Origin of the sequence: Flavobacterium sp. PLA-1-15, from assembly GCF_049060005.1 — a bacterium.
Taxonomy (GTDB): Bacteria; Bacteroidota; Bacteroidia; order Flavobacteriales; family Flavobacteriaceae; genus Flavobacterium.
Genome location: NZ_JBMGQS010000006.1, coordinates 101,204 through 114,741 on the forward strand (window position 1 = coordinate 101,204; position 13,538 = coordinate 114,741).

16 protein-coding genes are annotated in these 13,538 nt (G+C 37.4%); 14 read left to right on the forward strand and 2 right to left on the reverse strand.

Features of this window, described 5'->3' with window-relative positions:
* Positions 1-20: 20 nt before the first annotated feature.
* Entirely contained in the window at positions 21-629 is a 609-nt protein-coding gene (locus ACI6PS_RS06370) for a thioredoxin family protein (protein ID WP_421011713.1), read from the reverse strand.
* Positions 630-638: 9 nt separating this feature from the next.
* A complete protein-coding gene (locus ACI6PS_RS06375; protein WP_421011714.1) occupies positions 639-1,169 on the reverse strand; it encodes a redoxin domain-containing protein in 531 nt (176 codons plus the stop codon).
* 140 nt (positions 1,170-1,309) lie between these two features.
* On the opposite strand from ACI6PS_RS06375, the gene ACI6PS_RS06380 reads away from it, so the two are divergent.
* The 14 genes from ACI6PS_RS06380 to ACI6PS_RS06445 all read left to right on the forward strand — a co-directional run bounded on the left by ACI6PS_RS06380 (position 1,310) and on the right by ACI6PS_RS06445 (position 13,517).
* Positions 1,310-1,765, forward strand: a complete 456-nt coding sequence (locus tag ACI6PS_RS06380; RefSeq protein WP_421011715.1) for a MarR family winged helix-turn-helix transcriptional regulator — start codon at positions 1,310-1,312, stop codon at positions 1,763-1,765.
* 8 nt (positions 1,766-1,773) lie between these two features.
* Complete coding sequence (locus ACI6PS_RS06385) at positions 1,774-2,409, forward strand: NAD(P)H-dependent oxidoreductase (protein ID WP_421011716.1); 636 nt, start codon at positions 1,774-1,776, stop codon at positions 2,407-2,409.
* Positions 2,410-2,434: 25 nt separating this feature from the next.
* Positions 2,435-3,004, forward strand: a complete 570-nt coding sequence (locus ACI6PS_RS06390) for a YceI family protein (protein ID WP_421011717.1) — start codon at positions 2,435-2,437, stop codon at positions 3,002-3,004.
* A 246-nt stretch (positions 3,005-3,250) separates the two neighbouring features.
* Positions 3,251-3,814: an anthranilate synthase component II gene (locus ACI6PS_RS06395; RefSeq protein ID WP_421011718.1), complete on the forward strand. Its 564-nt coding sequence runs from the start codon at positions 3,251-3,253 to the stop codon at positions 3,812-3,814.
* Between the two features lie 196 nt (positions 3,815-4,010).
* Positions 4,011-4,637, forward strand: a complete 627-nt coding sequence (locus ACI6PS_RS06400; RefSeq protein WP_421011719.1) for a TetR/AcrR family transcriptional regulator — start codon at positions 4,011-4,013, stop codon at positions 4,635-4,637.
* The gene (locus ACI6PS_RS06405; RefSeq protein ID WP_421011720.1) at positions 4,627-5,976 is read left to right on the forward strand and encodes a TolC family protein; all 1,350 of its coding nucleotides are present in this window, start codon (positions 4,627-4,629) and stop codon (positions 5,974-5,976) included. The genes ACI6PS_RS06400 and ACI6PS_RS06405 overlap by 11 nt, the downstream gene beginning before the upstream one ends.
* 4 nt (positions 5,977-5,980) lie before the next feature.
* Positions 5,981-7,060 (forward strand): HlyD family secretion protein, encoded by a 1,080-nt coding sequence (locus tag ACI6PS_RS06410; RefSeq protein WP_421011721.1) that lies wholly within the window; start codon positions 5,981-5,983, stop codon positions 7,058-7,060.
* An 87-nt stretch (positions 7,061-7,147) separates the two neighbouring features.
* Positions 7,148-8,725, forward strand: coding sequence for a DHA2 family efflux MFS transporter permease subunit (locus ACI6PS_RS06415; RefSeq protein ID WP_421011722.1), 1,578 nt, complete (start codon positions 7,148-7,150; stop codon positions 8,723-8,725).
* Positions 8,726-9,501: 776 nt separating this feature from the next.
* Entirely contained in the window at positions 9,502-10,308 is an 807-nt protein-coding gene (locus ACI6PS_RS06420) for a hypothetical protein (RefSeq protein WP_421011723.1), read from the forward strand.
* 142 nt (positions 10,309-10,450) lie between these two features.
* On the forward strand, positions 10,451-11,062 hold the full coding sequence (locus ACI6PS_RS06425; protein WP_421011724.1) for a hypothetical protein: 612 nt from the start codon (positions 10,451-10,453) through the stop codon (positions 11,060-11,062).
* 86 nt (positions 11,063-11,148) lie between these two features.
* The gene (locus tag ACI6PS_RS06430; RefSeq protein ID WP_421011725.1) at positions 11,149-11,664 is read left to right on the forward strand and encodes a hypothetical protein; all 516 of its coding nucleotides are present in this window, start codon (positions 11,149-11,151) and stop codon (positions 11,662-11,664) included.
* Between the two features lie 63 nt (positions 11,665-11,727).
* Positions 11,728-12,261 (forward strand): hypothetical protein, encoded by a 534-nt coding sequence (locus tag ACI6PS_RS06435; protein ID WP_421011726.1) that lies wholly within the window; start codon positions 11,728-11,730, stop codon positions 12,259-12,261.
* A gap of 45 nt (positions 12,262-12,306) precedes the next feature.
* Positions 12,307-12,927, forward strand: a complete 621-nt coding sequence (locus ACI6PS_RS06440; RefSeq protein ID WP_421011727.1) for an HD domain-containing protein — start codon at positions 12,307-12,309, stop codon at positions 12,925-12,927.
* A complete protein-coding gene (locus ACI6PS_RS06445) occupies positions 12,924-13,517 on the forward strand; it encodes a hypothetical protein (protein WP_421011728.1) in 594 nt (197 codons plus the stop codon). The genes ACI6PS_RS06440 and ACI6PS_RS06445 overlap by 4 nt, the downstream gene beginning before the upstream one ends.
* Positions 13,518-13,538: the final 21 nt, after the last annotated feature.

Here is a 13,538-nt window from a genome sequence, read left to right on the forward strand (position 1 = left end):
TGCTGTTTTTGTTTTCTAATCTATGCTTTAATAGAACATCCAATCGCTTTTGTTTGCTTTACAGGTACTTCGTTTCCTTTTAACAACGCATCAACTGCATCTTCAACATAACGATGTTTCACCGCTTTTTCATCCTCATAATTATCATCAATAGCTCCAATGTATTGGATTACATTTGATTTATCCGTTTTTTGGATGACATAAACATGTGGCGTTTTTGTAGCTCCAAATTTCGGATAAATTTTCTGTCCTTCATCAAACAAATACGGAAAAGTAAATCCTTTTTCTTTTGATCTTACTTTCATCAGGTCAAAACTGTCTTCTTTTTGCTTTTCAGGATTGTTCGGATTGATTGCAATCACAGGATATCCCAATTGTTTGTATTTCTTATCCAAGGCAATAATCCTATCTTCATAGGCTACGGCATACGGACAATGGTTGCATGTGAAGATTACGATAAAACCTTTTGCCTTAGAATAGGATTTCATCGAAACCATTTTTCCGTTTACATTTTTTAAGCTAAAATCCTCAGCAGTATCCCCTACCTTGTAACCTCCAGAATCCTTTACCGTAAAAGCACTCATCACTCCCACCAAAAAAACAATTGCTAACGCTTTGATTGACTTCATAATTTTTATTTAATTAAATTGATTTACTTCTTTTTCTAATTCTTCGTAGGTAAAGCTCCTTTCAAAGAACTTTCGATTTTGCTTCTTGTAAATAATAGTAGCCGGAATTGCCCCTGACCAAGATTTATCTACTTTTTCAATCCAGGCATTTGCATCAGGATCGTTGAGCAAAACCACTTTTGATTGTAGATTTTTATTCTTAATAAAAGGCAACAAACGACTTTCAATTTGTTTAGACATATCCAAACTCACCAGAATCACTTTTACTTTCTTATCCTTATACTTGGCATTCAGTTTTTCAAACGAAGGCAATTCCTCCACACAAGGTACACACCAAGTTGCCCAAAAATTAATAACATAAGTTGTATCGTTGTCCTTTTTAAGAAAATACTCCAATGATTTATAATCGTATGAATTTACAACCACCCCATCTTTTTGATATACTTTCAATGGTTTCGGCTCATTATCATTGTAAGTTGATGCTCCAGTTATCAACACAAAAGCAAGCAAAAGCCCCAACATCATTAAAAACTTCTTCATCTGGATGTATTTTTTGATTGCCTAAAATTAACCATTAAATAAACCGTCTTTTCCATTTTAACAAAAAATTATAATGACATTTGTACATACAAACAAAAACAAATACTACATTTGTACATACAAATTTTGTAAACACAATTATGACAATTGAAGATATCATAAAATCAAGTTCGCCCCTCGCACTTCCGAAGAAAACGATTTTGAATATTTTATATACTCAAAATGTTATTGCAGAAAAATTCAGCGAAGTATTAAAACCATTTGACATTTCGAGTGAACAATTCAATGTATTGCGAATTTTACGCGGACAGAAAGGCGCTCCAGCCAATATGTTTCTAATCCAAGAACGTATGCTAGCCAAAACCAGTAATACCACTCGCCTTGTCGATAAATTACTCTTGAAAGAATTGGTCACAAGAAAAGTATGTCCTGGAAACCGTAGAAAGATTGAAGTACATATTACCGAAAAAGGTTTGAATCTGCTAACCGAATTAGACCCGAAAGTAGATGCTCACGAGGCCATCTTTGTACAAAACCTGAATACCGAAGAGCTCGAAACGCTCAACCATTTATTAGAAAAATTTAGAACCCTTTAATTACCCTTATGAATACACAAATAGTAGACAGCCTTAACTGGCGATACGCAACAAAGCAATACGACGCAAGTAAACAAATCAGCGCCGAAGATTTGGAAACCCTTAAAGAAGCTACAAAACTGAGCGTTTCTTCTTATGGTTTACAACCTTACAAGGTAATTCTTGTAGAAAATCCAGAATTGAGAGCCAAACTTAGAACAGTGGCTTGGAATCAAACAGCCGTTACTGATGCCTCTCATTTTTTTGTTTTTGCAGTTGAGAAAAACCTTGGCGCAAAACAAGTTCAAGCCTATATGGAAAACATCAGTAACACTAGAGGAATTCCGGTAGAAAACTTGGCAGGCTTCAGTGGCATGATTCATAGCGCTATTGACGGTTTGGATGAAAATGCCAAAGAAAATTGGGCAAAAAGACAAGCCTATATAGCATTAGGAACATTAATCAACACTGCTGCACTATTGAAAGTCGATGCTACCCCGATGGAAGGCTTTGATGCTCAAAAATTCAACGAGATCTTGGGTCTTGAAGAATTAGGATTAGCAACAGCAGTAGCCGCCGCAGTAGGCTATCGTCATGAAGAAGATGCAGCACAGCATTACAAAAAAGTGCGAAAATCAAACAAGGATTTATTCATCAATTTATAATCATAACTTTAATTAATTTATTACAATGAGAAATTTCAAAACTATCGCAATCGCTCTATTGGTAGCATTCGGAACAACAGTAGCTACGGCTCAAACAAAAAAAGTAGATGTTGCAAAAAGCAAAATCAGCTGGATTGGTAAAAAAGTAACAGGATCACACGAAGGAACTGTAAACTTGCAAGACGGAAGCTTGGTTTTTGAAGGAAAAAAACTAAAAGGCGGTGCTTTTACAGTTGACATGAACTCTATCATAGTTACCGACTTGAAAGCGGGTCAAGGTAAAGAAAACCTAGAAGGCCACTTGAAAGCAGATGATTTCTTTGGAACAGACAAATTCCCAACTGCGAAATTAAACTTTACAAAAATCGCTACTAAACAAAACGGACTTTACACTGTAACTGCCGATTTGACTTTGAAAGGAATCACAAAACCAATTACTTTTGACATCACTGTAAACGGAAACAAAGCAACTTCTGCCTTGAAAATCGACAGAACAAAATACGGAATTGAGTACAAATCAGGAAGTATTTTTGACAGCCTTGGCGACAAAGCAATCAACGATGAATTTGAATTGGCTGTAGAATTGGCTTTCTAATTCAAAACACAATATAATATCAGAATCAAAACTCCGGAGTTCGCTTCGGAGTTTTTTGTTTTACTCAACACAGATTTCACAGATTTACACAAATTCAATACTAATCTATAATGTTTTTTTTTAAGCAGATTCACACAAATCAGAACACACCAATTTGTGCAAATCTGTAAAATCTGTGTTCACTTTTTTAGATTCAGAATCAAATAAAATTAGCGTAATTTCGCAACTGAAATCAAACTACACCAAATGAAAAAAATTCTCGTTATTGACAATTACGACAGCTTCACTTTTAACTTGGTTCATTATCTTGAGGATTTGGATTGTGAAGTGACCGTTTTCCGAAACGACGAATTTGAACTTTCAGAAGTAGCTCCCTTTGATAAAATCCTCCTCTCTCCAGGACCTGGAATTCCAGATGAAGCTGGACTTCTAAAAGACGTAATCAAGACCTATGCTTCGACCAAAAGCATACTCGGAATCTGTCTCGGGCAACAGGCCATTGCCGAAGTTTTTGGAGGCACTTTAAACAACCTCAAAAATGTTTATCACGGCGTTTCCACCACCATCAAAATCCTTGCTGATGATGAAATTCTTTTTGCTACATTAGACAAAGAAATTGAAGTAGGCAGATACCATTCTTGGATTGTAAATTCAAATTTGCCCGAAGTTTTGGAAGCCACTTCCGTTGATGAAAACGGCGAAATCATGTCGCTCAGACATACCCAATTTGACGTAAAAGGAGTTCAATTTCATCCCGAAAGCATACTGACTCCAAACGGAAAAACCATTTTAAAGAATTGGCTCCAGTAAAACTTCATCTTAAATTACAACTTTACAAAAAGACACTTAAGATACTGGTTATTAATAAAAAATAAAATCAGAATAGATATTGTCTATTGAATAAAACAGCACTAATTAATGTTAACTTTACGTTAAAATAAAATTAAACAAACGTTTGAATTAAACAGTTGTTTAATTTTGTAATGTCTTATAACTATCCCTATAAATGACTTACGATTTTAACGACAAGCAGATTCGAATTCTTCAAGTGGCGGAAAAACTTTTTGCTGAAAAAGGTTTCGACGGTACTTCCATCCGAAACATTTCGAAGGAGGCAAAAATCAATATCGCGATGGTTTCCTACTACTTTGGTTCGAAAGAAAAGATGCTCGAATCGCTGATTATTTTTCGAACTTCTGACCTGAAAATGCAACTCGAAAACTTGCTAAAAGAAGCCCTTGCTCCTCTTGAAAAAATCAATAAATTGATTGAACTTTACGTGGCAAGAATTAATAAAAACAAAGGCATTTATCAGATTCTGCATTTTGAATTATCGTCTAAAAAAAGACAAATCAACATTAAATCGTTTACCGAAGTCAAGAAACGAAATCTCGAATCGTTGCAACAAATTATTCACGAAGGACAAGAAAATGGTGATTTTGCAAAAGACGTAAACGTCACTTTAATTCCTCCAACCATCCTCGGAACCTTCTTTCATTTTCAAATGAATCGTCCCTATTATGAAGAAGTGCTCGGACTCAAAACCGATGAACATTTCGATAATTACGTGTACAACGACCTCACAAAACATATTCAAAAAACCATAAAAGCACTTCTCATCTATGAAAAGTAACCCCATCTTGCTTTCGGCGGTTTTCCTCTTCGGAATTTCGGCTGTCAAAGCACAAGAAAAGACAACTTTATCTTTGAACGAAGCCGTTAACATTGCGCTTTCTAAAAGTGATGAAGTGAATTTGGCCAACTCCAAAGTCAACACGAAAAGCTACGAAGTGCAGTCGATGAAGATGAATCAGTATCCTGATTTTAAAGTTTCGGGACAGTACCTGCGTTTGACCAATGCCGACATCAGACTGAAATCATCCCAAGAATCTGCTGAACCTGCCGATCCAGATGCTGAAACGACCGCTTCACCAAAAGTAAACCAGTTAATTTTGGCGCAAGCCAATGTAACAATGCCTATTTTCTCTGGTTTTAAGTTGAAGAACAGCATCAAGGCTTCGGAGAATTTATACAATTCTGAACTGGCCAATGCAAGTTTTTCAAAAGAACAAACCGCCATGCGAGTGGTTCAATTCTATGCCGATTTATACAAGGCCCAGAAATCGGTAGAACTTTTTAAAGAAAGTTTGAAAAGCAGTCAGCAACGTGTTATCGATTTTACAGCGATGGAACAAAATGGTATCATTGCTCGAAACGATTTGTTGAAGGCACAACTTCAGGTTTCTAACGTGCAACTTTCTTTGGCGGAAGCCGAAAAGAATGTCCGTTTGGTCAATTATTATTTGGTTACGCTTTTGAAACTTTCGCCTGAAACTCAAATCGTAGTAAGTCCCGATAACGTAGATGCGAATCTTTTCAATACCACTATTAAATCCGAAAACGAAGCTTTGGATAGCAGAAAAGACCTTGAAGCGTTACGATTTGCCGAAAAGGCAACCGAAGCGAATATCAAAGTCGCACAGAGCAACTACTACCCTTCTGTTTCACTGATTGCGGGTTATACGATGTTAGATTTGCAAAATGTGGTTCGTGTAGAAAATGCGATGAACATTGGTCTCGGACTTTCATACAACCTAAGTTCCATCTTCAAAAACGGAAAAGAGGTGAAAGTGGCCAAAAGCAGATTCGAAGAAATCCATCATCAGCAAGCCATCCTGACCGACCATATCAAAGCCGAAATGGTGATGGCTCGCGAAAACTATGAGCTTTCCGTTAAGCAAGACAAGGTTTATACCGAAGCAGTTGACCAAGCTTCTGAAAATTACAGAATCGTAAAAGACAAGTACGACAACGGCCTTTCGGACACCAACGATTTGCTCGAAGCAGATGTCGATGCCCTGAGCACAAAAATAAACCAAGCCTACGCCAAAGCCAATGTAGTGTTGAAATACTACGAATTGCTCGAAGCGGCCGGACAACTCACTCAATCTTTTAATAGCACTAACAACTAACATAATGGAAAATAAAAAAACCAACAAGAAATTCATACTCATCTTTGCAGTATTGATTATAGTAGGAACCACTTACGGTGTTTACAAATACGTGCATTCGCTTTCGCACGAAGGGACAGACGATGCCCAGATTGAGAAAAATATGAACCCAATTATTCCAAGGGTGACCGGTTATGTTACGAAAGTATATGTAAAAGACAACCAGTTTGTAAAGAAAGGCGATACTTTGTTTACGATTGACAACAAGGATTATTTGGTAAAAGTTGCCGATGCCGAAGCAGCCATCATTGCGGCAGAAGGAAGTTATGCGGCAGCAAAAGCTGATATCGGTAGTGCATTGGCCAACATCTCTGTTTCTGAATCCAATATAAAATCTGCAGGTGGAAATATTGAAAGTGCCAAAATCAGATTGACGCGTGCCACAAACGACTTTGAGCGTTATAACAACCTTTACAAGAATCGTTCGATTACCAAACAGCAATTTGAACAAGCCGAAGCGGCAAAACTGGAAGCTGAAAGCCAACTGAGGATCTTACAACAACAGGAAAAAGCAAGTGCCTACCAGAAATCAGTAGTCATTGCAAAATCAAATGTTTCGAGCAAGCAGACTGAAATCGCTGCGGCGAATATCAACCGTGCGAAAGCGGCGCTCGATGCGGCAAAATTAAACCTCAACTACACCGTAGTTACCGCTTCCATCGACGGGCAGGTCTCTAAAATCAACATACAACCGGGGCAACTGGTACAGCCGGGACAATCGTTGTTCTACATCATCAACAACGAAGAAGTTTGGGTAATCGCCAACTTCAAGGAAACCCAATTGAACAAGATGGTCATCGGACAAAAAGTAACTTTAAAAGTCGATGCTTTCCCTGATACAGATTTTGAAGGAACCGTAACGTCATTCTCACCTGCAACAGGTTCCCGTTTCTCACTATTGCCACCAGACAACGCAACAGGTAACTTCGTAAAAACCATCCAACGTCTGCCAGTGAAAATCAGCTTGGACAAGAACAACGATGCTAAAAAAGTAAGCCTTCTTCGTCCAGGAATGAATGTGGATGTGGATGTGCATTTGAAATAGTTTCTCTAGTTGTCAGTTGTCTGTTATCGGTTATTTGACAACTGACAACCTACAACTGACAACCTACAACTTATAACAAATAAAACCATGGTCCAAGAAGACGACTTAGTAGAATACGGCTTCAGACGCGTCATTATTACGATCACGGCAGTAATGTGTGCATTGCTCGAAATCGTAGATACCACCATCGTAAACGTGGCTTTAACCGATATGCGAGGTAGCCTTGGTGCTACACTTACCGACGTGGCTTGGGTAATCACCGCTTATGCCATTGCCAACGTAATTGTAATCCCGATGACGAGTTGGCTTTCACAGCAATTCGGAAGAAAGAATTATTTTGCCGCCTCCATCATCATCTTTACCGTTTCGTCATTTCTGTGTGGAAATGCTTCCAACATCTGGGAACTTGTAGCCTTCCGATTCATCCAAGGTCTGGGTGGTGGTGCCTTGTTGGTAACCGCCCAAACAATCATCACCGAGAGTTATCCCGTTGCAAAACGCGGAATGGCACAGGCGATTTACGGAATGGGTGTCATCGTGGGGCCAACCCTTGGTCCGCCATTGGGAGGTTATCTGGTGGAGAATTATTCCTGGCCGTATATCTTTTACATCAACATACCATTAGGAATTATTGCTACATTTTTGACCATCACTTACGTGAAAAGTCCTAAATATGGCGAGAAGCTCAAGGCCAATCAGGTCGATTGGTGGGGCATCATTTTCCTGATGGCATTTATCGGTTCCTTGCAATTTGTTTTGGAGCACGGCCAACAGGACGACTGGTTCGACGATAACCTTATCGTATTCCTATCCGTTTTAAGTATCGTAGGATTGCTTGCCTTCATTTGGAGGGAACTCACCTACAAGCACCCTATCGTAAACCTTACCGTTTTGAAAGATGGAAACCTTAGAATCGGAACCATCATGTGCTTTATCCTCGGTTTTGGATTATACGGTTCAACTTTGATATTACCTATTTATACCCAATCCATTCTCGGATGGACAGCTCTTGATGCAGGATTGCTCCTGATTCCGGGTTCCATCACCACCGCCTTTATGATGCCGATTATCGGAAAACTAATACAGAGAGGCGTGCCTCAAGGTTATATGGTGGCGCTTGGCTTCCTCGTGTTCTTTATCTTCACGTTCTGGATGCACAACATCATTACACCCGATACTGGCGAAGAGCACATGTTTTGGCCGTTGATCCTTAGAGGAATCGGACTCGGATTATTGTTTGTTCCCATCACCACTCTATCGCTTTCTACCCTAAAGGGGAAACAGATTGGCGAGGGAGCGGCCTTTACGGGAATGATGCGTCAGCTGGGCGGTTCGTTCGGTATTGCCATCATCACGACCTTTATCACCCGCTTTACGCAGGAACACCGCGTGAACCTCAACTCCCACCTCAACGTGACGAGCTTGGAAGTACAACAACGCATCCAGCAACTCCAGCAAGGCTTTATGTCGAAGGGATTCACCTCCAACGAAGCATTGGGAAAAGCCTATCAGGTGATGGATTTGACCATTCTGCAGCAAAGCACCGTGATGTCCTATATGGATATCTTCATGTACCTCGGGGTGATGTTCCTGTTTTGTATTCCAATTATTTTCTTTATCAAAAGAGGAAAGAACAAGATTAATCCGGCCGATGCGATGCATTAAACTATTGTCTTTTAAATGACAAATCCCTACGAAAGTGGGGATTTTTTTATTACCAACTATCCGAAAACATCATTTAAATTACGGATAACCCTGATTTACTTGTGGTGAAGCATGTAGCACTTGAGATGAGTACTGATTTAGTTGCAATGAACTTTGAAGCACTTGCGGTGACTGTTGAAGCACTTGCGGTGAGCTTTGAAGCACTTTTTGTTAGTAAATTCAATGAATTTACTCAACCGGAGTGCTTCAAAGGTCGCCCGGAGTGCTTCAACAGTCACACGGAGTGGTTCAAAGGTCATTCGGAGTGCTTCAAAGATCACTCGGAGTGCTTCAATGATTACTGGAATTGATACGAAGCTTACATGGAGTGCTTCAAAGATTGCTCTGACTGAATCAATGCTTGTACGGAGTGAATCACAGCTCGTAGGGAGTTAAAAATGGGATTATTTCAGGGCGTTTCTGGAAGTCGTAATTTTAATTGGGCTTTACGACTTTAATTTGCGGAGGATATTTCGTGTTCGGGGATTATTGTTTGGGAATGGCCTACCGCTCGGATAGACACAATCAGCAAGTTCTTACTATTATGACGAGGGATAATGATTGCTGATTGATAAAAATATTATTGTAGTTGAGTGTTTTAGGGGTGGTTTTGTAGTATTATTTGTTATTTTTGGGAGATGATTTGGCTTATGATACTTATACGTCAGCTTTTGGGTATAATATGTATGATAGAGTCAGATATATACATAAGTTGGTGGTAATTATAAAAATCTGCAATGACAAGAAACATTATTTTAATAATTCTATTCTTCAATTTTATTTCGTGTAGAAATATTGAAGAAAATAATTTACTGAAATATTCTGAAGAAAACAAATCTTACGAAATAACTAAAACTGAAAAATACTTAAACGAAAAAGATTCATTAATCCGAAAAGAACGCAAATTAGTTAGTGTATATGACTCAAAAGACAGATTAATAAGTACTAATAATAACAGTTTTAATTTCTATAATTCAAAAAACAAATTATCTGAAACAAAATCAGTTTATAGAAGAAAGGGAAATGGCATTATTGTAAATATTACAGAGAATAAATATTTGTATAATGAAAAAGGAAACTTAATAAAAATTGTTAATCCTGCTGAGAAAGAAAGCATTATTAAAACCTTTGGATATGATGAATTTGGAAATCTTATTTCTGAAGTTGGTTTACGTGAAATTATAAATTATGAATATTCAAATGGAAAAATTGGAAAAAAAACAATACTTGAAAACAACAAAATTTCAGAAATCTCAAAGTATAAATATGACAAATTGAATAGAATAATAACCGAAGATTGGGTTTTTAGTGAAACAAACCAAATGAAAACTTATTATAAATACTATCCTAACAATAAACTTTTTAGTAAAAGAGATAGTAGTTATTCAAAAGTTACAAATCCAAATCAATATGTAGAGTTTCTAAAGGAATATTATTACAACAAAGAAGATTCAATTATCGAAATTAGGGATTTAGGAAGAGTAGCCAGCGAAAAAGATTTTAAGTTACGTGCAAAAACAAAATTTGAATATCTAAAAAAATAACTACCACCAACACACGCTACAAGCAATTTGGGGATTTGGCTTAATGGAAAAATTGGTTTGTATTTGGAAGATTTGGCAAATACGAAAGATAGTGCTGATTTAATCCCAAACTGCTTGTATTGCGAGAACATTATACGAGATTATGAGAAACTATTTGCTAATAATATTATTTTTTCTGTCAATCAGAGCTAATGCTCAAGAAATTTTTCTTGTTCAAGAAATCAAAAGAGATTTGGTACAATCTATGCCGAATCCTTTTTCCATAATTGGAAAAAATTGTCAAAACTATATTGTCAGTTGTGATAACGGAGAAATCAGACGAAGTTCAGATTGTAAATTTATTGTTTATCCTAAAAATATTGGCGCGGCTAAAATTACAATTCATACTAAATCTGGAAAACTTGTTAGCGAAGAAAAATATCACGTAAAGAGCGTAGAATTTATTTTGAACATCAATGGTTCTGATAAAAAGATTTTTGCAGTAGATCACTTTATAAAATCAGCGCGATTCCAATTGTATTCAAATGATCTGATGTGTTCAAGTTTTTCTTGGAATGCAAACTTTGAAACTGTAATCGTTGAGGATAATAAAAAGACAATTATTAATGCTCATTCAAAGGATGGAAATCTAGATGAACTAAAAGAAAAAATGAAATCTTTGAAACCGGGTAACATTATTATTTTTCACAAAATCAAAGTTTTGATTGAAAACAATGAGTATAATGTTTCTGATATCGTATTAGAAATCATATAACCTACCCTGTCTTGTCCTGAAATAGGTTTACACTTTTTGTGTAAACCTATTTCAGGATAAGACAGAAAATTACAAAAAAACAGAAAATGAAATTTGATGATGACTTTTGGAAAAAACCCGATAGCTGGCTTTCTGCTATTATATTGGATGCACAAAAAAATCAGGTTTATGGGCGTGTCAGGAATGACTTGGCTTTGCTTCGAAGCTTTCATCCCGAAACGCAATTCAACTATTTGGATGTGGTAGAAGTTATCGGGCCAATTGGCACTCAAAGTTATCGAGACGACGAGGTAACGGTTTACAAGGCTATTAAGCTCAGCCAGAGTTCGGGTAATAAAACATTTCAGTATGAAGCCACAATTTCAGACCACAGCACCTATTTTGATTTATTGAACTGGTTTGATTCAAAACAACAAAAAACCGAAATTACTTTCAGAGAAAAATTTGGTAGAACCGAATGGTTGCAGGGATTTTGCTCGGCAAAAAACATTGAGGAAGCACAACAGATCTTGCACGGCTACTCTACTTCAAAAAATAAAATGTTTGATGCGCTTTTTGGAATTGAGAAACCTTTTAAGTACCGGAACATAAAAGCTGTATGATAAAACTAGGTCACGCGGATATTCACAACAATTAGCATGGATTTCAATTAAAAGTTATCAAAAATGACCCCAGAAGAAAGGAAAGATAGGATCAAATATTTGGCACGCAAAGAAGACCGAAAAAAGCGTCTACCTGGATTGCTTAAAGACTTAATGGAAATTACTCAAGAAGTATTTACAGAGAATGACGTGTTAACACTTGAGCAAATTGATGCTTTGAAAACCAATATAAACGCTTCAGGTTTTAACTTCACACACTTGAATTTAAGTTTTCCAAAAAATCAAAGCGAAGATTTGAAGAAATTGCTATCTGAAATGGTTAATGAACTTTCCCAAACAAACTATTTCAGATTATATAGCTTTTCAGACATTGCAGTGCTGACAACTAATACAAACTTCATAATTCATAATTTTGAAGAGATCATAAATTTGGATCAAGATCTTTTTACTGTTTATGATTCTCATCTTGAGAATGGCTTATGGATAGATTTAAATGAAGAGTTTAGGTATGAAATAAATAACTCCGAAAGGATATGGATTTATGAAGTCCGAATCTTCGGAAAGGATTGGATTAAAAAAGTTTCAGCAAAACTATAGCATTAAGTCTCCCGAGTTCACACTAAATAATTACAAAATAAAAAAATGCAAACCACCCTCCAACAACAAATAGCCTTTATCAAAGAAATCGATAAGCTCAAATACATACAGCGCAAGACCAAGCTCTTTAACAGCGACCGCAATGAAAACGATGCGGAACACAGCTGGCACCTGGCAATGATGACGATTGTTTTGGCACAACATTCAGACAAACCCGTTGATGTCTTGAAAGTGCTAAAAATGGTCCTGATCCACGACATTGTAGAGATTGATGCCGGCGATGTCTTTATCTACGACACCCTAAAGAAACACACCAATACCGATGAGGAATTGGTTGCCGCACAGCGTATTTTTGGCCTTTTGCCAAAGGAACAAGCCGAGGAATTCATCGCCATCTGGCAGGAATTTGAAGACGGCGTTACCAACGAAGCTAAATTCGCCAAGGCAATGGACCGCTTTGAACCGCTCTTGCAAAATACGTCCAACAACGGCGGTACTTGGAGGGAATTTGATGTGCCATACCAAAAGGTATACGACAAGAAAAAAGCCATCAAGCAGGGTTCGGGCGTGATTTGGGAATATGCAGAAAACCTCATCAACGAAAGTGTGGAGAAAGGGATTCTAAAAATAAAAACAAACCAATATAAACTAACAAAACCTTTATGAAAAAACAGATTTTAATTCTTACAGTACTGCTTTCAACATTCTTATTCACTTCTTGCACAGATAACGACGATACCCTGCAATTGGGCGGAAAAATAGTCGTGAACGGCGTGGAGCAACCTCTCAGCAAAGCTTTCCTAGTCCCGAATTATACAGGAGACAATCCTGATTTTGACAAGAGAAGGTTCTATTTGGTTTTAACCAATGGCGATATCGTGATGCAAAACAATACCTATGCGTTTTCCGACAACATCACCCAGTTGATAGATTTTAACATGTATACTTCTGCCGATAACCCCGGAAGTGTTGAATATACTACCTATAACCTCTTCAATTCACATACCGATACTGGTTTTAATGATGCGCTTATCGACCACAGCAGTATCAATACGAATGTAGTGTTGCAAAATGGGGAATATGTTTCGGGAAATTCCCTAAGCTCGGATGATATGACAAGCGGTCAGGCCACCATTTCATTTTCAAACGGAATCTATACAATCAACTTCTCCTTTTCGAATGCAGACAATACGGTTACGGGAACCTACAAAGGTCATGTGACGGAATTGAACTACCAATACGAAACCGAAGAGTAGTTTATACCGAACTTAAAACCA